Consider the following 20,786-nt stretch of genomic DNA (forward strand, 5'->3'; position numbering starts at 1 on the left):
ACGCGCGCAGGCGCCGCATCCGGGCTTTTTTATGCCGCTATAATTTCCCCAACGCCTGATACCACAGATAGTCCAGCGGCAGCAGAATCAAGTAGCTCACCGCCGCCAGCGTAATACACAGCAGCATCCCCGCCCGCGCCGGCACTTTTCCTAGCCCCATCGCCACCACAATCGGCGACGCCTGATACGGCAGCAGCGGCGTGGAATAGCCCAATACCTGAATCATAATCACGCTCAGCAGCGGGAAACCGGTGGCATCGGAAAAGCTCTGCGCAAAAGTGGTGTACAGGGCGGGTACGCCGTTGGCCGTCATAATAAAGTTCAGCGCGCTGGTTATGCCGGTTAAGGCGAGGAAGCTGGTGAACGGACTCTCTTTGTCGAGCGGCACCACCTGCAGCAGCGCATTGCCGACCATCTCGCCTGTTCCGGTTTGGGTCACGGTAATCGCCAGTCCGAGGATCCCGGCGACGTAAATACAGGTGCGAATATTGACCCCGCTGGCAAACTCCTCCCCGCTAATAAAGCCAACCCGCGGCAACAGCGTGACGACCGCGGCGGCCAGCCCCGTCCAGGCGGGTCCGATACCGTGCCAGCTCTCGCTCACCCACAGCACCAACACCACGGCCAGCAGCCAGGCCAGGCGCTTCTCGTCCCGGCTCATCGGCGGGAGCGGCGTCAGCTCACGCGGCGGATGAGGCTTGCCGGGGAACAGCCAGCAAATCAAAACGATTAAGATCCCCCCCTTCAGCCAGCCCAGCACCGGCGTGTGCAGCAGCAAATATGGCAGGTAATTAAGGTGAATCCCGTACGAACCTTCGGCCGCGCCGCTCATCACCAGGTTTGGGACGTTGGCGGGCAGAATGGTCGCCGACAGCTGAAAGGTCCCAAAGCCCACCGCCAGCGCCAGCCCATACCAGGCCCGCGTGCCGTCGGCGATACCGGCCCGTTTCGCCATCGCCGCCACGATGGGCATCAGCAGCGCGATGCGCCCCATATTCGACGGCATCACGAAGGCCAGCGCATAGCTCAGTAGCACGACGCTACCCACCATCAACGGCCAGGAGTCCGTCAGTCGCGCCGATAGCGCTTGCGCCGCCCGGTCCGCCAGCCCGGTTTTACGAATCGCAATCCCGAGGACGAAGCCGCTAAACACCAGCCAGAACGCCGACGAGGCAAATCCGCCAAAGATAACGTCCGGCGGCGCAATTTTGACCATCATCGCCACCGCGAAAAACAGCAGCGCGGTCATAAACTCCGGCAACAGCGAAGTCGCCCACAGCACAATGGTTAGCGCGACAATCAGCGAGGGAAGGAACAGAGGGTGAGAAAACCAGAGCGACATACCTGTCTCCTGTCGTTTTTTTCAGCAAGAATACGATCGGGGACGAGGCAGGTAAACCTATCAAAAAACAGAAAGCCATGCAGAAACCTGCATGGCTCAGCAATAAAGGCTAATTCAGGATCGCGCAGCGATGATCCTGGAGCTCTTCAGCGGAAGCGCGATTCAGGGTCAGCAGGTTACGTTCGGTCGCCAGCAGCACCAGCGAGCCATCGCTCTGTTTCGCCAGCGCCAGGGCAAAGCGCCCCATATGTTCACGCGCCTCTGGTACCTCCTCCGCCAGCATCAGAAACGGGCTACGCTGGGCCAGTTCGGACTCGGTGACTCGCCGCGCGAGATATTCATGGCCGAGTAAACCGCCGGGAAACGGCAGCCAACGGCTGCTGATCGCGGTGACATGGCTATCCAGACGGGCGCGCACATCTTCGCGTAAGCAGGAGATATGAATATGAAAATGGTTTTGCGTGCGCCCGCTACGGGAGTTAATGGCTAGCGACACGGCGCTGTCCGCTACCGCCGAACCGCGGCGCTCGCTCATGATGTCGCGCCCCTGCCACGCCTGCCAGAAGAAGTTCGGCGTTAACGGGTTAAGCAGCAGCGGGCTCTCGGTGCCGTTAATGCGGTATGTCGGCATCAGCAAATACTGCAAGGGCCCGTTACGATCTTTAAACAGCACGTAGCCGCCCTTCAGATTGACGTCGGCACACGGCGATGGGGTTTGATGCTGCTGTTGATTAGCAACGCATTGCTGCAAAACAATCTGTCGCAGCGCGTCAGGGTTACCGGAATGCAGCCAGTACCAGCCGCCAGCCACCGCTGCCAGCACAAGCGCTAACAGCAGCCATACAAGGTATCGTACTCTTCTCATCATCTTTTCCTGTCCAGCCAGAAACGGAAGAGTAGCGTAGTTTGATGACCAAATGAAAACGCCCGGTCATTTAAACCGGGCGTTCAGGGAAATTAACGCTGACTGATTTGGTCGAAAGTGCCGCCGTTTGAGAAGTGCTCTTTCTGCGCCTTAGTCCAGCCACCAAATTCCTGGTCGATGGTGAACAGCTTCAGTTTCGGGAATTCATCGGCATATTTTTTGGCGATTGCCGGGTCACGCGGGCGATAGAAGTTCTTTGCCGCAATCTCCTGGCCTTCCGGCGAGTAGAGATACTTCAGGTAGGCGTCAGCCACCTGGCGAGTGCCTTTTTTATCGACCACTTTGTCCACCACCGAGACGGTCGGCTCGGCAAGAATCGATTCGCTCGGGGTGACAATTTCAAACTTATCTTTACCCAGTTCGTTCGTCGCCAGCAGCGCTTCGTTCTCCCACGCAATCAGCACATCGCCGATCCCGCGTTCAACAAAGGTATTGGTCGAACCGCGCGCGCCGGAGTCCAGCACTTCGACGTTTTTATACAGCGCCTTCACAAACTCCTGGGCTTTTGCCTGGTCGCCGTGATTCTGGTGCAGGGCATAACCCCAGGCGGCCAGGTAGTTCCAGCGTGCGCCGCCGGAGCTTTTCGGGTTTGGCGTAATCACCGACACGCCCGGTTTAATCAGGTCGTTCCAGTCATGGATCTGTTTGGGGTTGCCTTTACGCACAAGGAACACGATGGTGGAGGTATACGGTGCCGAGTTATCCGGCAGGCGTTTCAGCCAGTTTTTATCAATACGGCCACGTTCGGCGATCGCATCAACATCGTAGGCCAGCGCCAGGGTCACGACATCGGCTTCGATACCGTTGATCACCGACGTCGCCTGTTTGCCGGAGCCGCCATGCGACTGGCGGATCACTACATTGTCGCCGGTTTCTTGCTTCCAGTGCGCGCTGAATGCCTTGTTGTACTGTTCGTACAGCTCGCGCGTCGGATCATAAGATACGTTTAATAACTGAATGTCTTTAGCCAGAACGCTGGCGGATGCCAGCAACAGAGTTAACCCAACGCCCCACTTATTCATCGCACCGCTCTCTTTATGTCGTGTTGTGATGAGTTAAGCGTGCCAGAAAGCGAAACAATGATTAAAGAATAAAAAAAGATTGGCTATAACTTGTGAGTATATGTAAACGGAGGGGGAAATGCTGACCCCCTCCAGGAGAGGAGAGGGTGAGGGCGAGAGGGTTACACTTCTTCCATGCGACCCAGCAGCGCCTGCAGACGATCCTGCCAGCCCTGCAGCTGTTCTCTCAGCTGACCGTTTTCACGCTCCAGCTCTTCACGACCGTGCTGTGCGCCCTGAACTTCCTGCGCCAGCGTGTTGTTTTTTTCTTTCAGCTCTTCGATTTCCATCTGCAACAGAGTGATGGTATCAATCGCCTGCTGTACTTTTGATTCTAATTTCTCAAACACTTCTAATGACATCGTCATACCTCTCCTGAACTTGCAAGGCGTTGATAGAGTACTATCCCGTACACGTCGTCCTTCAAGCTGCTTCTGCGTTAGCGGGGTCTTCCCGACCACTTACCGAAGTAAGCGGCGAGGATTCATTCGCTTGCCGTTTTGACACATCCCGAATGATGTTGTGTACCTACGCGGTGACGCCTTAACGAAAATAAGCGCACTACAGTGGTCATGCAGTCGATTGTATGAATCCCCGCCTTCCCTGTCCAGCGACAACCCGCGCAGATTGCGGTTTGCCACACTTTTCAGTCTTTACCTGGCGTCGTCGGCGCGTTTCTGCGTAAGTTATCCGGCAATTGTTAATCAATGGGTTAACGAAATCCGCCGGAAAAGCGGGTCAAATGTGTCACAGCACGCGTTTATGGCGCGAAAACGCTCATTTTCTTGACGAAGCACACACATTTATATTTCGATATTTCTCGTTTTTGTTCGTTAACGATAAATTAACACTATGCCTACAAGGCAGCGTGGTCGTAGACGACCTTTATACATGCAATAACCACCACTTCGCTTCAGGATTCTATATGAGCCAAACATCAACATTAAAAGGCCAGTGCATCGCAGAGTTCCTCGGTACCGGGTTGTTGATCTTTTTCGGCGTTGGGTGCGTCGCGGCGCTCAAAGTTGCAGGAGCCAGCTTCGGTCAGTGGGAAATCAGCATCATCTGGGGTCTGGGGGTAGCCATGGCTATCTACCTGACCGCAGGCGTATCCGGTGCGCACCTTAATCCGGCGGTCACTATCGCATTGTGGCTGTTTGCCTGCTTCGACGGGCGTAAAGTTGTTCCTTTTATCATTTCTCAATTCGCAGGCGCCTTTTGCGCCGCGGCGTTAGTTTACGGGCTTTACTACAATCTTTTCTTCGATTTCGAACACAGCCACAATATGGTGCGCGGTAGCGTCGAAAGTCTTGAACTGGCCGGTATTTTCTCTACTTACCCGAACCCACATATCAATTTTGTGCAGGCTTTCGCGGTAGAAATGGTGATTACCGCTATCCTGATGGGCGTTATCCTGGCCCTGACCGATGACGGCAATGGTATTCCACGCGGTCCGCTGGCGCCGCTGCTGATCGGCCTGTTGATTGCGGTTATCGGCGCCTCCATGGGACCGCTGACCGGATTTGCGATGAACCCGGCCCGCGACCTCGGACCCAAAACGTTCGCCTGGCTTGCCGGCTGGGGCGACGTGGCCTTCACCGGCGGTAAAGATATTCCTTATTTCCTGGTGCCGCTGTGCGCACCGATAGTGGGCGCCGCGCTGGGCGCGTTCAGCTATCGTAAGTTGATCGGCCGCCATCTGCCTTGCGACACCTGCGTCGTGGAAGAGAAAAAGAGCTCCTCGACGACCCAACACAACGCTTCGCTGTAATCTGACTACGGGACTCATACTATGACCGACAAAAAATATATCGTTGCGCTCGACCAGGGCACCACCAGCTCCCGAGCCGTTGTGATGGATCACGATGCCAATATCGTCAGCGTATCTCAGCGTGAATTTGAACAAATTTATCCGCGTCCAGGCTGGGTTGAACATGACCCGATGGAGATCTGGGCGTCACAAAGTTCCACGCTGGTTGAAGTGCTGGCAAAAGCCGATATTAGCTCCGATGAGATAGCCGCTATCGGGATCACCAACCAACGTGAAACCGCCATTGTGTGGGAGCGGGAAACCGGTAAACCGATCTATAACGCTATCGTCTGGCAGTGCCGCCGTACCGCAGATATCTGTGAGCAGCTCAAACGCGACGGCATGGAAGAGTACATTCGCAAGGCCACCGGCCTGGTGGTTGACCCGTACTTCTCCGGCACCAAAGTGAAATGGATTCTCGATCACGTGGAAGGCGCCCGCGAGCGGGCAAAACGCGGCGAACTGCTGTTCGGAACCGTGGATACCTGGCTGGTGTGGAAAATGACCCAGGGCCGCGTCCACGTGACCGACTACACCAACGCCTCGCGAACCATGCTGTTCAACATCCACGATCTGGACTGGGACGACAAAATGCTGGAGGCGCTGGATATTCCGCGCGCGATGCTGCCGGAAGTGCGCAAGTCTTCCGAGGTATACGGTCAAACCAATATCGGCGGTAAAGGCGGCACGCGTATTCCTATCGCCGGTATCGCCGGTGACCAGCAGGCGGCGCTGTTCGGCCAGCTGTGCGTTAAAGAGGGGATGGCAAAAAACACCTACGGCACCGGCTGCTTTATGCTGATGAATACCGGGGAAAAAGCGGTCACCTCAACGCATGGCCTGCTGACTACTATCGGTTGCGGTCCACGCGGGGAAGTGAACTATGCGCTGGAAGGCGCGGTATTCATGGCCGGTGCCTCCATTCAATGGCTGCGCGATGAAATGAAGCTGATCAACGACGCCTTCGATTCCGAGTATTTTGCGACGAAAGTGAAAGACACCAACGGCGTGTATGTGGTTCCGGCCTTTACCGGTCTCGGGGCGCCATACTGGGACCCGTATGCGCGCGGCGCCATCTTCGGTCTGACCCGCGGGGTGAACGCCAACCATATTATTCGCGCCACGCTGGAGTCTATCGCCTATCAGACGCGCGATGTGCTGGAGGCCATGCAGGCTGATTCAGGGATTCGTCTGCACGCCCTGCGCGTCGACGGCGGTGCCGTTGCCAACAACTTCCTGATGCAGTTCCAGTCCGATATTCTGGGCACTCGCGTCGAGCGCCCGGAAGTGCGTGAAGTGACGGCGCTGGGCGCCGCTTACCTCGCCGGTCTGGCCGTCGGCTTCTGGCAAAATCTGGATGAGCTGCAGGAGAAAGCGGTGATTGAGCGCGAGTTCCGCCCGGGTATCGAAACCACCGAGCGTAACTATCGCTACAACGGCTGGAAAAAAGCGGTGAAACGCGCGCTGGCGTGGGAAGAACACGACGAAGCATAAGGTCTGGGCTTCATCCCGGAGGCGGCGCTTATCGCGCCTTGTCCGGGCTACAAAAAGCCAAAACCGCACAGAACCGTAGCCCCGGTAAGCGTAGCGCCACCGGGGAATCTCCCGCAAACGGCACGCATCGCCCCTCATCCAGGCGACAACAGCCAAAACCGCACAGAACCGTAGCCCCGGTAAGCGTAGCGCCACCGGGGGATATCCCGCAAACGGCGCGCATCGCCCCTCGTCCGGGCGACAACAGCCAAAACCGCACAGAACCGTAGCCCCGGTAAGCGCAGCGCCACCGGGGGGAATCTCCCGCAGGTGTGTACCACCTCTGGTTTTTTATTAGCCGAATACCGGCAACGGCAGATATCGCTTAATCACCAGCGCATTTACGATATTAATAAAGAACGCACCGACCATCGGCGCCGCCAGAAACGCTCTATGAATAGCGCAAAAAAATAACATAAACAGATACTTTGTTTTGATATTGATACGATCAATCATGCAAAACGTTAATGAATAACCGCCCGCGGTTTGTTGTATAAATATTTCTCAGCAAACGCTGGCAAACGTTTGCTTTTGCACGACAGTCCGATAAAATTCCCGCTTTGCCACCTTGGGATTGTTTGTGATGTCCGTTAACACCGCCGATTCAGAAGCTGCGCAACCGGTTGCGCATAAAACAACCAGCGAATTAATCTACCGCCTCGAAGACCGCCCGCCGCTGCCGCAAACTCTGTTCGCCGCCTTTCAGCATCTGCTGGCGATGTTTGTCGCGGTCATCACGCCAGCGTTGTTAATCTGTCAGGCGCTGGGCCTTCCGGCTCAGGACACACAGCACATCATCAGTATGTCTCTGTTCGCATCCGGTGTGGCATCCATCATTCAGATTAAAGCCTGGGGACCGGTTGGATCCGGCCTGCTCTCTATTCAGGGCACCAGCTTTAACTTCGTCGCTCCGTTGATTATGGGCGGTACCGCGCTGAAAACCGGCGGTGCCGACGTGCCAACGATGATGGCCGCGCTGTTCGGCACCCTGATGCTGGCAAGCTGCACGGAAATGGTCATCTCGCGCGTCCTGCACCTGGCCCGCCGGGTGATTACGCCGCTGGTCTCCGGGGTGGTGGTGATGATTATCGGCCTGTCGCTGATTCAGGTCGGGCTGACCTCCATCGGCGGCGGCTACTCGGCGATGGCCGACCATACCTTCGGCGCGCCGAAAAACCTGCTGCTGGCGGGTATCGTTCTGGCGCTGATCATTATTCTTAACCGCCAGCGCAACCCGTATCTGCGTATCGCTTCCCTGGTTATCGCCATGGCGGCAGGTTATCTGGCGGCCTGGCTGCTCGATATGCTGCCGGCAAATACCGCGCCCGCCAACGATAGTCTGATTACAGTCCCGACGCCGCTCTACTATGGCCTGGGCATCGACTGGAGCCTGCTGCTGCCGCTGATGCTGGTGTTTATGATAACCTCGCTGGAAACCATCGGCGATATCACCGCCACCTCTGACGTCTCGGAGCAGCCGGTCTCCGGTCCGCTGTATATGAAGCGCCTGAAAGGCGGCGTGCTGGCTAACGGCCTGAACTCCTTTGTTTCCGCCGTCTTCAATACCTTCCCGAACTCCTGTTTCGGCCAGAATAACGGCGTGATTCAGTTGACCGGCGTCGCCAGCCGCTACGTCGGCTTCGTGGTGGCGCTGATGCTGATCGTACTGGGCCTGTTCCCGGCGGTCAGCGGCTTTGTCCAGCATATTCCGGAACCGGTGCTCGGTGGCGCAACGCTGGTGATGTTCGGTACTATCGCCGCATCCGGGGTACGCATCGTCTCCCGCGAACCGCTGAACCGCCGCGCGATTCTGATTATCGCCCTGTCGCTGGCAGTGGGCCTCGGTGTCTCCCAGCAGCCGCTGATTCTGCAGTTTGCCCCTGACTGGCTGAAGAACCTGCTCTCCTCGGGGATTGCCGCCGGCGGCATCACCGCGATTGTTCTGAATTTAGTCTTCCCGCCAGAGAAAAACTAAGCATGCCAGCTCCCCCGGTCACGCGATGCTGACCGGGGAAATCCTGATGTCTTATGGGTATCGGCAATCTCACATCATCCCATTAAACAATTCCTGTCTTGAGGATTGCGCATAATTCGGGCATAACAGCCTTACGTACTCGCTCAGGATGTAAGATCATGAAATTTCCTGGAAAGCTGGTCCTCTGGCTCACGATCGTCCTGCTGGCCGCCATCGTTGCTGCCTGGTTCCTGCTACAGACCCACTGGGGTTCACGCCAGGCCAGCGCCTGGCTGAGTAAAGGTACCGGCTGGCAGGTCTCCTTCGATGCGATGGATCACAGCTTCTCTTCACCTCTCCACCTGCAGCTGCAAAATGTCACTTTCGGGCGCGACGGCAAACCGCCGACGCTGGTCGCTAAAACGGTGGATATTGGCTTCAGTACCCGCCAGTTCAGCGATCCGCTGCACGCCGACGAGATTGTGCTTAGCGACGGGACGTTAAATCTCTCGCCGTCTTCCGCTTCTTTACCCTTTGCTGCCGACCGTTTGCAGTTGCGCAATATGGCGTTTAACAGCCCGGAAACCGGCTGGGACCTGAGCGCGCAGCGGGTAACCGGCGGCGTCAGCCCGTGGGCGCCGGAAGCAGGCAATGTGTTGGGCAAAAAGGCCCAGATTCAGATGAGCGCAGGCTCGCTGACCCTGAACGGCGTTGCAGCCAGTAACGTGCTGATCCAGGGAAGCCTGGATAATGGCGAAGTGACGCTATCCACGCTGGGCGCCGATATTGCCCGCGGAACGCTCACCGGCAACGCCAGGCGCAGCGCCGACGGCAGCTGGCGGGTTGATAATCTGCAGCTCAACGAAATTCGCCTGCAGAGCGATAAATCGCTGGCGGAATTCTTCGCCCCGCTGACCCACGTCCCTTCTCTGCACATTGGCCGTCTCGACATGACCGATGCCCGCCTGCAGGGACCGGACTGGGCGGTGACCGATCTCGACCTTAATCTGCGCAACCTGACCCTGAGCCAGGGCGGATGGCAAAGCGATGACGGTACCCTGTCGATGAACGCCAGCGAATTTATTAACGGCTCGCTGCATCTGCTGGATCCCATCGCCAATGCGGAATTTTCCCCACAGGGCATCGCGCTGCGCCAGTTCACCTCGCGCTGGGAAGGCGGAATGGTACGGACTTCTGGCAACTGGCTGCGCGCGGGTAACGCGCTGGTGCTGGACGACACCGCCTTTGCCGGGCTGGAATATACCCTCCCGGCCAACTGGAAACAGCTGTGGATGGCGTCGCTGCCGACGTGGCTGGAAAGCCTGACGCTGAAGAAATTCAGCGCCAGCCGTAACCTGGTTATCGATATCGACCCCACATTCCCGTGGCAGCTAACCGCCCTTGACGGCTACGGTGGCGAACTGCAGCTGGTGAAAGATCATCGCTGGGGCGTATGGAGCGGCAGCGCTACGCTGAACGCCGCCGCCGCCACCTTTAATCGCGTTGACGTTCGCCGACCATCGTTGAAGCTTAACGCCAACGCCTCAACGGTCAATATCACCGAGCTAAGCGCCTTTACCGAACGCGGTATTCTGCAGGCCACCGCTGCGGTGTCGCAGCTTCCCCAGCGCCAGGTCACGCTCAGCCTGAACGGTCGCGGCGTACCGCTGAATCTTCTGCAGGCCTGGGGCTGGCCCGCCCTGCCGGTTTCCGGCGATGGTAATTTCCAGCTGACCGCCAGCGGCAGCGTGCAGGCCAATGCGCCGCTGAAACCGACGGTTAACGGCCAGCTCAGCGCGATAAATATGGAGAAGCAGCAGGTTGCGCAAGTGCTGCGCAACGGCCAGCTGAACAACGGACCGGCGCAGCCGCTCTCCTCCCCAGCACCCTAATCTCCCGTCGCCCTCTCTCCGCCTGAGAGAGGGCATCGCTCGGGTCTTCGGCCATCCGCTTCTCGCTCCGCCCCCTCAGGCACTCCTTTCTCTCTGCGAAACCTGTGTGCATTTTGCGGCTATCTGTACCTATTTCCCGCAACATGTTTCTTTAAAAGTTCGGAGTTGCTATAAACAAAATACTGGAAGTAGAGATAACAATGAAAAACCCTATGTAAATATAAAAATAAAGGAACGACTATGTCCGCAATACGTCAACGTATTCTGGAGAATATGCAAAAATTCTCCAGAGCAATGATCGGTGCAGTCTTGTTCTTGCCCGTCATTGGCCTGATTCTGGCACTCAGTTCTGTCTTAACCAACCCGACATTAATTTCTGAAACCAGTTTTTTACATCAGTCAGGACAATTACTCGGTGATACGTTCTGGCCGCTGTTTGGCAATCTTGGATTACTTTTTTGCGTCGGTATTAGTTATGGACTGGCGAAAGATAAAAAAACAGAAGTCGCCCTGGTTTCCGTCATGTGTTTTATTATGTTTCTGGGCGCCAACCATTCGTGGCTGGAACATATCCACGGCATCGCCGAAAAAATTAATGGCGAGTATTACGGCACCGGCCAGACGCAACTGCTGGGTTTTGTGGTTGTCGATATGGGGGTGTTCCTCGGCATTATTCTCGGCTGCACCATCGCCTGGGTGCATAACAAAGTCTCGAACATCGAACTGCCCGGCGCGCTGTCAATGTACGGCGGCGCCAAGCTGACCCTGGTGGCCATGACCCCGGTGGTGATTTTCTATGCCATCGCCTTCACCTGGATCTGGCCGTTTATGACCCACGGTATCGGGGCATTAACCGGATTTATGAAAAATGCCGGCGTGGCGGGAGTTTTCGTTTATGGCTTCTTTGAAAAATTCCTCATCCCCACCGGCCTGCACCATTTCGTCTGGTCGCCGTTCCAGCTCACGCAAATCGGCGGCACGCTAAACGTCGACGGGCAGGTGGTTTCCGGTACCCAGGCGATTTTCCTCGCCTATATGCGCCACCCGGACCTGACGCCGGTCATGAATGATGCGCTACGTTTCTCGCAACAGGGGATGACCACGATTTTCGGCCTCGCCGGCGCATCGCTGGCCTTTTATCACACGGCGAAACCGGAGAAAAAGATGATGGCGAAGGCGATTCTGCTGCCCGCCATTATTACCTCAATGCTCACCGGGATTACGGAGCCGATTGAGTTCACCTTCCTGTTCGTGTCGCCGCTGCTCTGGGTGATTCACGCCACCCTGACCGCCGCGTCACAGGCGATTTGTGACCTCTTTACCGTTCGGCCATGGGGCGCATCCGGGCTTATCGAATTTCTGATTTATAACCTGCCGCTGCCGGTCTCACTCACACGCTGGCCTGGGTATGTTCTTATCGGTCTCGGTCAGTTCGCCGTTTATTACGTTATTTTCCGCACTCTGGTGGTGAAGCTGAATTTGAAAACGCCGGGCCGCGAAGATGACGACAACGTGAAACTCTACAGCAAAGCGGATTATCGTAAAAAGGTTGGTAATACGCAGTCGGTGACCGATGAGATTATTAATGGCCTCGGCGGCAAAGAAAATATTATTTCCGTCGACAACTGTTTCACGCGCCTGCGCGTGGTGATTAAAAATATGGATTTGGTTGATGATCTCATATTAAAAAATACCGGTGCCAATGGCGTCGTACGCAATCGTAATGAAGTTCAGGTTATTTATGGCGTCAAAGTGGGACAGGTTCGTTCTCAGGTTGATAGCTGGCTGGCAGAAAATTAATTGGGAGTGATGTATGAAATTAACCGTATTAGGCGGGGGCGGCGTTCGCTCTGCATTTCTGGCGAAATCGCTGGCTTATAACGCCCACCGCATTGGTTTAACGGAAGTGGTATTTCTGGACAGCTCGGAAGATAATCTGGCCCTGTTTGGTGAAATTGCCCGTTACGTATTTAATACGATTCGTCCTGATATTGCGTTCAGTACAACTACCGAGCCGGTCGCTGCGCTGAAAGGCACAAATTATGTGATTACCACCCTGCGAGTTGGCGGCGATGAGAGCCGGATTCGCGATGAGCGCATTGCGCTTGATCATAATACCTTAGGCCAGGAGACCACCGGCGCCGGGGGGTTTGCTATGGCGATGCGCTCGATCCCGGCGATCCTCAATTACTGTCGCCTGATCGAAGAGCATGCCGCCGAGGATGCGATCCTGTTTAACTTTACCAACCCGTCGGGGCTGGTGACCGAGGCAATCATCAAGTCTGGCTTTAAGCGCCGCGTGTATGGCATTTGCGATGCGCCGTCGGAGCTGATTCGCGAACTGCCGGAGATTCTCGGCTGCGATGAGCGCGATCTCAGCGTCGAGTGCTACGGGCTGAACCATTTCTCGTGGTTTACCCACATTACCGTGCGCGGGGAAGAGGTGACCGAACGCCTGATCGCCAACCCGGATTTATACCGTAAAACGGCAATGCAGTATTTTTCGCCGCAGCTGGTTCAGCTATGTGATAAGCAATTACTCAACGAGTATCTCTATTATTACTATTATCGCGAGGTGGCGTTAAAAGCGATTCAGGAGGCGGACGAAACGCGCGGCGAGCAGATTGCCCGTATCAATCGCGATATGCGGGACGCGCTGCGCGGCATTGATGTGAAAGCCGATCCGCAGACGGCGTTTTCCCTGTGGATGAAGCACTACCTGCGCCGGGAAAATAGCTACATGCAGAGTGAATCGCAGCAGGAGAAATTCCATACCCGCGAACCGTTAACCCTGCGCCAGTTTATCGAGGAGCCGGATACCGGCGGCTATGCCGGGGTGGCACTGGACATTCTGGAGGCGGTCAACAGCCGCACCACCAAACGAATCGTGGTCTCCATCCCCAATAACGGCACTCTCGATTTCTTGCGTCCTGACGATGTGATTGAGGTAAGCTGCGACCTGAGCAAAGACGGCTTAAAACCGGTGACGCCAGCGCACGTGCCCACGGCGCAGAAAAACATGATTGCCAGCGTGAAAGAGTATGAGCGGCTGGCGGTGGCGGCCATTTTACAGCGTGACAAATCCCTGGCGATACGCGCATTGATGGCGCATCCGCTGATCGGCTCTTTTTCGCTGGCTAAAACCCTGGTCGAGGCCTATCTCGACGACGCGCAGTTCGCCGACTGGCAATAAACGCCCGGTTCGATCCCCGGATGGCGGCTAACGCCTCATCCGGGCTACCGGATAAGGCATGATTGGCCGGTTTTGTCGCCCGGACAGGCGCGTCACACGCCGCCTCCGGGGTTCTGCGTCTGTATAAACCACATCTTCAGCAGCCGCTCAAACCCGAGTATGCAGTAACCGAAAAACGGGTTACTCCAGTAAATATCATCGTCGAACTTCTGCGGGTCATGAATAATAAATGCGGTATCCGCCGCCAGCGCCAGCGGGCTTTGATAATCGCCGGTAAAGCACACCAGATTAATCGCCTTCCCTTCCAGCGCCTTCACCCAGTTCAGGGCCGAGCTGCTGCGCCCGGATTTTGAGACTATCCAGATGGAGTCGAATTTCGCCGCGTTCTTCTGCTCCAGGATTTCGTAATCCGGCCACAGCGCGAGACTGGCGTTAACGCCGGTCACCAGGAACTTATTATAAATATATTGCGCAATCAGCTGCGAAAAGCCGCTGCCGTGGATCAGGATCCGCTGATGCTGCAGGCTTTCCAGCAGCGGCGTCAGCCGCTCTGTCGGCTGAACACTCATGTAGTCGATGTCGTTGGTGACATCGAGTTTCGGCATGGTGATATTGAATTTAATAAAATAGACCAGCTCCAGCCAGCCGCTGAACTTCAGCTTCTTCGCCAGCCGCACCAGCGAGGAGGGGTTGCTATAGCAGCGCTCAGCGACGCTGCGGATACCTTCCCGCACACACTGCTCAGGGTCATTCTGGATAAAGCGCAGCACGGTCATTTCCGTTTTGCTCAGCTTGACGTCACGAAAGATATTTTCTAAGTCCATTGCGGGCTCCTCTCAGCGGCAGATTACGCTACCACCAAACGGCAAGAGTGTCTGTGGGGGAACTCACTGGCAGGAAAGGGCGAATAGCGACATGGCGTGCATGCGCCCTGCTGGCTGAGACGTAAGATGGCGGCTGCGTATCTCTCCAGCGTCGTTTTTTCCTGCCAGATAGCCCTCGCAGAAAAAATATAAAAGTGTAACCCGCGGATTTTACGAGGGTTTGTGTCAGACTGTTCTGTAAAGTCCAGTTTTAGCAGTAAAAAAGTGCGTTCAGGTATGTGGTAAATGCCTGAAAGTAGCTATAATGCGCCCCGCCTCCATGTAGCAATCGAGGCGCGGAAGATCGTCATCTCCGGTGAGGTGGCTGGACTTCAAATCCAGTTGGGGCCGCCAGCGGTCCCGGGCAGGTTCAACTCCTGTGATCTTCCGCCAAAATCTAGCTATTTTGACTTTATCAATTAGCACTTTATAGCTCATCCTTGTGACGAGAGTCACTTTATTTCCCGTGCTTTTCATATAATCATTTAAGCTCAACAACAAGATTATTAATGAGATCGTTATGCACGATATTAAAAAAGAGCAACTTTCGCCTTTTTTCTCCATCTTAGTTGGATTCAATAAAGAAAAATACACAGCTAAAGTCTTACATGAAGCGGTTATTGAAATTATAGAAACCGTAATTAATGACGAAGATGGAATGCAAAAATTTCCCACTTCATCAGAATTCATTAGCGAAGCGTCTTTATTAATTACACCTTACTGCATTAATAAAACCCCAAGTTGGACAAAAAGGACCGATATACAAGACATTGAGAATCATGTTGTACTGACGGTAACAATGGGATCCTATGTCGCATTTTATTTTTCAGAAAAAGGGATGAAAGACTCAATCAGAGAATACTTTAAAAGTTCATACTTCCCTAATTTACATCCTGTTGAGATCTCTCATCTGAATCATTTATTTATTAATGAAGATAATATTAAAATGCTTTGGCTTCTTGGTATACATGGAAAAAATACATTCAAAGCCGATTCTAAGGTTTTAGGTGGCAATAGCGTTGCAGAATCTTTGGATCCTCTGGAAGACCAATCATATATGATGTCAGCTGTAAGAACAGAAATAGGGAAAACCAATAAGACCATAGGCCTAAATCCTTTTAAATCTTCTATATGGAAAGGTCCATGTAAGGATTGGGCTACATTTGAAAAAAATGTTATCGAAATATTAGATACATTAAACTCAAACAGTCAAAATAACACATCCCCAATTGGAATTCTAGCAAGCCCAATTAATGAACTAAACAGTGTAAAAGATGCATATGATTTTTCGGTAATCGATCCTGATTTTGTTCCTTATGAAATGAGCTTAACTAAAACCGAGTTAATTAGAAAAATCGCTGCAAAATATAAAGTAGAAATATCCCCCACCTTAAACACATCCTTTTCTCTTAAAGTATTTTATGAGGACATTCATTGTGGAGATATCAATGTAAAAGTACTAATTAAAGATTATGAAGTGAGTTTTGAAGTTGATAAACAATACATTACGACGCAAAAAAAAGAGATTCTTAATAATTATGCAAAAATACTAAAATACCCTGAATTAATTAAATGCTGGTATGAGTCAGGGCACGCTGTCGTTAACTCTTGGATATTTAAAACTGACTATAAAGATGTTACATACGATGGATTTATTTGGGCGGATTTTGAAGACTTTAATATATGTCAAGAGAAACCATTAACATCTGAAGCACTTGACTTATCTAAAATAGGAATGCAAAAATCACTTTTTTGTTGGGTCAAAAATCGTTGGAATAGTCGTTGGGATACTGCTGAAAAGTTTAACACAACAGAAAAACCAACTGGTTGGCTATATTGTGATGATGGTGCTGGTGAAAAAGCAGACTTTATTCATATTGATGAACACAATGGCAAGATAATAATATCACTTATTCATATCAAGGCTGCCAATAGTAGCAGTGTTAAACGAAGAGTATCAGTAGGTGCTCATGATATAGTCTTAAGCCAGGCAGTTAAAAACTTAAGGTATTCAAATCGAAAAAATCTCATACAGGACCTTACCGACAGAGCTACCAACTCGCAGAATAAAATGTGCTGGCACGAAAACAAATTAATACAATCTCGTGAATTTATAAATAATCTATCATCATTAAATGTAAATCCAAATAAGCTAAAAACACGAGTAATTGTTATACAACCTCACACTACTAAAAGTTACTATACACAATTACAAAATAATAATATCAAAAGACAACTAGATGTATTACTAGTTAGCTCGGACAATGCAATCAAGTCTTCAGGTGCAGAGTTTCATATTATTGGGTTTAACGATGACTGATCCCATAATAAATATCTACCCATTAGGCTCTATCCCTCTAGCTTTTAGCGCCTCCCTTGCCAGTTCCTTCAACCAACTGGCGAGGCTCACTCCCTCTTCTACCGCCACGGCATCAAGCTGTTCCTTCAATGCCGGATCTATACGCATTTTGAACTGCGGAGATTGACCACCGCCTTTTGGTTTTCTTTCACGCGATATGGTTGACATGAGGCCACCTATTTAGCTAATCTCGACATATAGGAGGCCACCTAAATGCCTCTTGTACTAGCAACGCTCCGATGTGCTGGAACACAGCCGGAGCGTCTAACCACACCAACTATCAAGGAGTTGATTATGGCTGATTCGCATTCTACACCAGACATCACCGTTAGCGGAACCGAGCGTCAGTTGCTGGTTGGCTATCGGCCAAATGGCCGGGATACCAGTACACCAAGTCTTACCCTTTCCGGCAAGTGGCTGCGCGAAGCGGGATTCGATACCGGGAAGCCGGTCACGGTTAAGGTAATGGACGGCTGCATTGTGCTGATGCCGCTCAGTGAAAAAGAAGAGATGCTCAAAGCCGAATTAAAGAAAATTCAGCATTCGCTTAAAAGCGTCAATAGCACACTTCACCTTGCCTGACGTCTGAAGACCTTCAGTTCGAACCATTAACACCAGCATTTTTTCTACAGGCCAACCGGTTCAAAAGGCAACTATCCGGAAAATCCGGATAGTTCGCCAGCAACCAGCACACCATATTCTCCCTGTCAGAAGTAATAGCCAATATTGACGTTAGTGCGGAAGTACCATTTGCCGCTGCCCTCGGATTCGGTGCTGCTCCAGCCGGTAGCGTTCAGCGCGCCGCCCCACGGATTGACGTTCTTCGCCCAGCTGAGATCGACCCAGAACATCACCGGCAGCGCAAAAACCTGCACGCCGAGGGTGTTCATCTGCGAATCCTGCCAGCCGCTTTTGTCTTTCCACAGCACGCTGTAGTCGTTATAGAAACGCAGCTTCGAGACGCTCCCCCACTTCACATCGACGTCACGAGCCAGGTTGAGCGACGCGGTGGTGGCCCTCGCCGGGATCAGGTAAGCCGGGGTCAGGCCGTTGCCGCCCATCAGAATGGCATCGTCGCTGACCCCCGTCGGGTTCTTCGGATCGTACTGGTAGCGAATCAGCTGCGAGGTGAACTGCCACAGCCCATTATGCAGCATCCCGTGAACTCCTGCCGCCCAGAAGGTACCGTCGTCGTCAGTTTCACGGTTGTGCAGGCGCGCCAACGCCAGCGAACCACCCAGCTCGTTGTTCCAGCCGCCGCCGTGGAAATCACGCGCGATACGCACGTTAACCTGATCGCGCTTTTCATTATGCTGCTGATGCTGGGTAGGGTAGATCGTGTTTTTCAGACGATCGTAATCGCCGACATCCGGCGCGTAGCGTAAATTCTCCGGTGCCATCCACGGAAAATAAGCCACATCCAGCGACCAGTGATTATCGTGATATTGATAGTTGACGCCGCTGCCGGCGCTGACGCCAAAGCCTAAATAAAACGGTATGCCGTACGACCAGCCAAATTGCGGATAGGGTTCAAGGCCAAAAGGTTTGCCGGGGATACCGAGCGTAATATTGTTATTATCATTTAAACGATACCCCACATAGGCCCTGTCGACGGCATATTTATGGTGATCCTGGAACCAGAATCCGGCATCAAAAAATAGTTATTATAAAAGCCGCTGCTGTCGATACGAAAGGTATCAAAACGCAGATGCGGCGGGTGGCGATAATTACTGCCCTTCCAGTCTTCATAGCGATAATTGGCCCGCAGCGCGCCGCCGAAATCCAGCCCGGCGAGATTGTCGGCACTGCGCCAGCCGATATGCGGAAACGGCTTGCCGTCGGCCGCCTGCGCCAGGCCGTTGACGCTGGCGGCCAGCAGCAGCGAAAGAATTAATTTACGCATAGCACATCCCTCACTTTATATTTTAATAAGCGATAAAAGACGTCGCCGCTTAATACCGGCGTATTTATTTTCGTTTCAACAGTGAAACTCTCGATTAAATAGCAAGATGTTTATATTTTTTTCAAATATGAAACCCTGTTTATTATTTGATAGAGGGAAAATCGCACGCAGAGTGCCAGGAGTCAAAGCACAAACCTTGAGCGATAACGCAATTTTATTATTCACTGCGGAAGATATTCATATTTGTGGTACTGACACAAAAATATTCTCAAATATGAAACATAACTTGCGAAGTACAAATCACATTTCCCGGCGCGAGCATTTCGCGATATTCCTCCCGGGAATATCCAGGTTGGTGCCGTCCCAACAGCGAAGTCAGTGTCCCCGCGCTGAGCAGGCTGGCCAGCGCCACGCTTAATCTGAAATAGCGCGATATCTGTCCCCAGACCGATTTTCAGCTTTTCAATATAACTCTTATCGCCCAGGCCCCGTTTTTCCCTCTCCGCCAGGGGTCTACCATTAACGGATTCCCACAGAAACCCCATTTAAAACCGGAGAGTGTATGAAAGCGATCGCCATTACCCGCGCCGTAACTGAAGGCAGTAACATCCCATTTTTAAGCGACATTGAGCTACCGCTTCCGGTTGCTGCCGGGCATGACCTGCTCATTGAAGTGAAAGCGATTTCCGTTAACCCGGTGGATACCAAAGTCCGCGCCGGATTTACCGGCGATACTCCGCGCGTGCTGGGCTGGGATGCGGTTGGCATCGTAAAATCGGTCGGCGAGGCGGTGACGCTGTTCGTGCCGGGCGATGAAGTCTGGTATGCCGGTGCGTTGGGACGCGCGGGAAGTAATAGCGAGTTTCAGCTCGTCGACGAACGGATCGTCGCCTTAAAGCCGCGCTCACTGGATAACGCCTCTGCCGCCGCCCTGCCGCTGACCGCCATCACCGCATGGGAATTATTGTTCGACCGTCTTGGCGTGCAGGAAGGCGGCAATGCCGGGGACACGCTGCTGATTGTCGGCGCGGCGGGCGGCGTCGGTTCCATTCTCACGCAGCTGGCGCGCAAACTGACGCGCATGACGGTCATCGGCACCGCTTCGCGCCCGGAAAGCCAGAAATGGGTGCTTGATGCCGGGGCGCACCACGTTATCGATCACAGCAAGCCGCTCAGTGAAGAACTGGCGCGGATTGGGGTCAACGCCGTGACGCACGTCGCCAGCCTCAACAAGACTGAGCAACATTACGCGCAGCTGATTGCCGCCCTCGCCCCACAGGGTAAGCTGGCGTTGATTGACGACCCGGAATCCCTCGATGCCCGCCCGCTGAAAGCCAAAAGCATTTCGCTGCACTGGGAGTTTATGTTCACCCGTTCGATGTTTGAAACGCCGGATATGCTGGCCCAGCATCAGCTGCTGACCCGGGTGGCGGCGCTGATTGACGATAAGACCATCAAAACCACCCTCGGCGAGCATTACGGTCCAATCAACGCCAGCAACCTGCAGAGAGCGCACGCCCGACTGGAAACCGGACGCGCGGTCGGCAAAATCGTGCTGGAAGGGTTTTAAGATGACGAGCGACACGGTATCTGTCATTGCGGTTCTGAAAGCCAAACCGGGGAAAACGGCCGGGCTCAAGCAGGCGCTGAAAGCGCTGTTACTGCCGACCCGTCAGGAAGCGGGTAATCTGGATTATGCCCTGTTTCAACTGCGCGATGCGCCGGACACCTTCTACATGCGCGAGTCGTGGCGCGACCCATCCGCGCTGGAGGCGCACATCGCCCAGCCGCACTTTCAGGCTTTTATCGCGCAAATGGATAGCCTGCTGGCGGAGCCGCTGCGCCTGGATTATCTGACGCCGGTTGAATAATCGCCTCAACGTTTGCGGGTTCCCTGCCGGGCGGGGAATCCGCCTCTTCTTGCCGCGTTCTTTTTTATCCCGTCTCTTTT

Annotated in this window: 16 protein-coding genes, 1 tRNA gene and 2 pseudogenes; 11 read left to right on the forward strand and 8 right to left on the reverse strand. The window is 53.7% G+C overall.

The features are described from left to right. Positions 1-37 precede the first annotated feature (37 nt). The 4 genes from FNY10_RS24140 to zapB all read right to left on the reverse strand — a co-directional run bounded on the left by FNY10_RS24140 (position 38) and on the right by zapB (position 3,696). Entirely contained in the window at positions 38-1,342 is a 1,305-nt protein-coding gene (locus tag FNY10_RS24140; RefSeq protein ID WP_131049311.1) for an SLC13 family permease, read from the reverse strand. A 109-nt stretch (positions 1,343-1,451) separates the two neighbouring features. After that, positions 1,452-2,207: a CDP-diacylglycerol diphosphatase gene (locus tag FNY10_RS24145; RefSeq protein WP_142255825.1), complete on the reverse strand. Its 756-nt coding sequence runs from the start codon at positions 2,205-2,207 to the stop codon at positions 1,452-1,454. Between the two features lie 92 nt (positions 2,208-2,299). Then, complete coding sequence (locus tag FNY10_RS24150; protein ID WP_100682875.1) at positions 2,300-3,289, reverse strand: sulfate ABC transporter substrate-binding protein; 990 nt, start codon at positions 3,287-3,289, stop codon at positions 2,300-2,302. Between the two features lie 161 nt (positions 3,290-3,450). Then, on the reverse strand, positions 3,451-3,696 hold the full coding sequence (gene zapB, locus FNY10_RS24155) for a septal ring assembly protein ZapB (RefSeq protein ID WP_086815662.1): 246 nt from the start codon (positions 3,694-3,696) through the stop codon (positions 3,451-3,453). 557 nt (positions 3,697-4,253) lie between these two features. Here zapB and FNY10_RS24160 point away from each other — a divergent pair. Beyond that, positions 4,254-5,099 (forward strand): MIP/aquaporin family protein, encoded by an 846-nt coding sequence (locus FNY10_RS24160; protein WP_100682873.1) that lies wholly within the window; start codon positions 4,254-4,256, stop codon positions 5,097-5,099. Between the two features lie 21 nt (positions 5,100-5,120). Continuing rightward, positions 5,121-6,632: a glycerol kinase GlpK gene (gene glpK, locus FNY10_RS24165; protein WP_100682872.1), complete on the forward strand. Its 1,512-nt coding sequence runs from the start codon at positions 5,121-5,123 to the stop codon at positions 6,630-6,632. Positions 6,633-6,965: 333 nt separating this feature from the next. On the opposite strand, the pseudogene FNY10_RS27105 reads toward glpK, so the two are convergent. After that, positions 6,966-7,067, reverse strand: a pseudogene (locus FNY10_RS27105) (hypothetical protein); the annotation flags it as partial. A gap of 187 nt (positions 7,068-7,254) precedes the next feature. On the opposite strand from FNY10_RS27105, the gene FNY10_RS24170 reads away from it, so the two are divergent. From FNY10_RS24170 to FNY10_RS24185, 4 genes are all read left to right on the forward strand, one after another. Next, on the forward strand, positions 7,255-8,646 hold the full coding sequence (locus FNY10_RS24170; RefSeq protein WP_160704189.1) for a nucleobase:cation symporter-2 family protein: 1,392 nt from the start codon (positions 7,255-7,257) through the stop codon (positions 8,644-8,646). Positions 8,647-8,804: 158 nt separating this feature from the next. Continuing rightward, complete coding sequence (locus FNY10_RS24175) at positions 8,805-10,517, forward strand: AsmA family protein (protein WP_160704187.1); 1,713 nt, start codon at positions 8,805-8,807, stop codon at positions 10,515-10,517. 240 nt (positions 10,518-10,757) lie between these two features. Further along, positions 10,758-12,317, forward strand: a complete 1,560-nt coding sequence (locus tag FNY10_RS24180) for a PTS transporter subunit EIIC (protein ID WP_131049308.1) — start codon at positions 10,758-10,760, stop codon at positions 12,315-12,317. Between the two features lie 13 nt (positions 12,318-12,330). Beyond that, a complete protein-coding gene (locus FNY10_RS24185) occupies positions 12,331-13,710 on the forward strand; it encodes a glycoside hydrolase (RefSeq protein ID WP_131049307.1) in 1,380 nt (459 codons plus the stop codon). A gap of 92 nt (positions 13,711-13,802) precedes the next feature. Here the strand turns inward: FNY10_RS24185 and FNY10_RS24190 are convergent, their stop codons facing one another. Next, on the reverse strand, positions 13,803-14,534 hold the full coding sequence (locus FNY10_RS24190; RefSeq protein ID WP_160704185.1) for an SIS domain-containing protein: 732 nt from the start codon (positions 14,532-14,534) through the stop codon (positions 13,803-13,805). Positions 14,535-14,871: 337 nt separating this feature from the next. On the opposite strand from FNY10_RS24190, the gene FNY10_RS24195 reads away from it, so the two are divergent. Together FNY10_RS24195 and FNY10_RS24200 are read left to right on the forward strand one after the other, a co-directional pair. Continuing rightward, positions 14,872-14,966: transfer RNA gene (locus FNY10_RS24195), tRNA-Sec, on the forward strand. Between the two features lie 127 nt (positions 14,967-15,093). Further along, a complete protein-coding gene (locus FNY10_RS24200; RefSeq protein ID WP_160704183.1) occupies positions 15,094-16,893 on the forward strand; it encodes a hypothetical protein in 1,800 nt (599 codons plus the stop codon). Positions 16,894-16,908: 15 nt separating this feature from the next. On the opposite strand, the gene FNY10_RS24205 is transcribed toward FNY10_RS24200, so the two are convergent. Next, positions 16,909-17,100, reverse strand: coding sequence for a hypothetical protein (locus FNY10_RS24205; protein ID WP_160704181.1), 192 nt, complete (start codon positions 17,098-17,100; stop codon positions 16,909-16,911). Positions 17,101-17,226: 126 nt separating this feature from the next. On the opposite strand from FNY10_RS24205, the gene FNY10_RS24210 reads away from it, so the two are divergent. Further along, entirely contained in the window at positions 17,227-17,514 is a 288-nt protein-coding gene (locus FNY10_RS24210) for a SymE family type I addiction module toxin (protein ID WP_159236646.1), read from the forward strand. Positions 17,515-17,639: 125 nt separating this feature from the next. On the opposite strand, the pseudogene FNY10_RS24215 reads toward FNY10_RS24210, so the two are convergent. Then, positions 17,640-18,835 (reverse strand): annotated as a pseudogene (locus tag FNY10_RS24215) (porin). A gap of 562 nt (positions 18,836-19,397) precedes the next feature. Between FNY10_RS24215 and FNY10_RS24220 the strand changes: the two are divergent. Next, a complete protein-coding gene (locus tag FNY10_RS24220) occupies positions 19,398-20,405 on the forward strand; it encodes a zinc-binding alcohol dehydrogenase family protein (protein WP_160704179.1) in 1,008 nt (335 codons plus the stop codon). A gap of 1 nt (position 20,406) precedes the next feature. Continuing rightward, complete coding sequence (locus FNY10_RS24225; protein ID WP_131049304.1) at positions 20,407-20,706, forward strand: putative quinol monooxygenase; 300 nt, start codon at positions 20,407-20,409, stop codon at positions 20,704-20,706. The last annotated feature ends 80 nt before the right edge of the window (positions 20,707-20,786 follow it).

The sequence above is a fragment of the Klebsiella sp. Lac1 genome, from assembly GCF_009825425.1.
GTDB classification, from domain to species: Bacteria; Pseudomonadota; Gammaproteobacteria; order Enterobacterales; family Enterobacteriaceae; genus Klebsiella; species Klebsiella electrica.

Excerpts from the sequence above, each read along its gene's own strand:
- FNY10_RS24140 (WP_131049311.1), bottom strand. The coding sequence starts at position 1,342 with ATGTCGCTCTGGTTTTCTCACCCTCTGTTCCTTCCCTCGCTGATTGTC.
- FNY10_RS24145 (WP_142255825.1), bottom strand. The coding sequence starts at position 2,207 with ATGAGAAGAGTACGATACCTTGTATGGCTGCTGTTAGCGCTTGTGCTG.
- FNY10_RS24150 (WP_100682875.1), bottom strand. The coding sequence starts at position 3,289 with ATGAATAAGTGGGGCGTTGGGTTAACTCTGTTGCTGGCATCCGCCAGC.
- zapB (WP_086815662.1), bottom strand. The coding sequence starts at position 3,696 with ATGACGATGTCATTAGAAGTGTTTGAGAAATTAGAATCAAAAGTACAG.
- FNY10_RS24160 (WP_100682873.1), top strand. The coding sequence starts at position 4,254 with ATGAGCCAAACATCAACATTAAAAGGCCAGTGCATCGCAGAGTTCCTC.
- glpK (WP_100682872.1), top strand. The coding sequence starts at position 5,121 with ATGACCGACAAAAAATATATCGTTGCGCTCGACCAGGGCACCACCAGC.
- FNY10_RS24170 (WP_160704189.1), top strand. The coding sequence starts at position 7,255 with ATGTCCGTTAACACCGCCGATTCAGAAGCTGCGCAACCGGTTGCGCAT.
- FNY10_RS24175 (WP_160704187.1), top strand. The coding sequence starts at position 8,805 with ATGAAATTTCCTGGAAAGCTGGTCCTCTGGCTCACGATCGTCCTGCTG.
- FNY10_RS24180 (WP_131049308.1), top strand. The coding sequence starts at position 10,758 with ATGTCCGCAATACGTCAACGTATTCTGGAGAATATGCAAAAATTCTCC.
- FNY10_RS24185 (WP_131049307.1), top strand. The coding sequence starts at position 12,331 with ATGAAATTAACCGTATTAGGCGGGGGCGGCGTTCGCTCTGCATTTCTG.
- FNY10_RS24190 (WP_160704185.1), bottom strand. The coding sequence starts at position 14,534 with ATGGACTTAGAAAATATCTTTCGTGACGTCAAGCTGAGCAAAACGGAA.
- FNY10_RS24200 (WP_160704183.1), top strand. The coding sequence starts at position 15,094 with ATGCACGATATTAAAAAAGAGCAACTTTCGCCTTTTTTCTCCATCTTA.
- FNY10_RS24205 (WP_160704181.1), bottom strand. The coding sequence starts at position 17,100 with ATGTCAACCATATCGCGTGAAAGAAAACCAAAAGGCGGTGGTCAATCT.
- FNY10_RS24210 (WP_159236646.1), top strand. The coding sequence starts at position 17,227 with ATGGCTGATTCGCATTCTACACCAGACATCACCGTTAGCGGAACCGAG.
- FNY10_RS24220 (WP_160704179.1), top strand. The coding sequence starts at position 19,398 with ATGAAAGCGATCGCCATTACCCGCGCCGTAACTGAAGGCAGTAACATC.
- FNY10_RS24225 (WP_131049304.1), top strand. The coding sequence starts at position 20,407 with ATGACGAGCGACACGGTATCTGTCATTGCGGTTCTGAAAGCCAAACCG.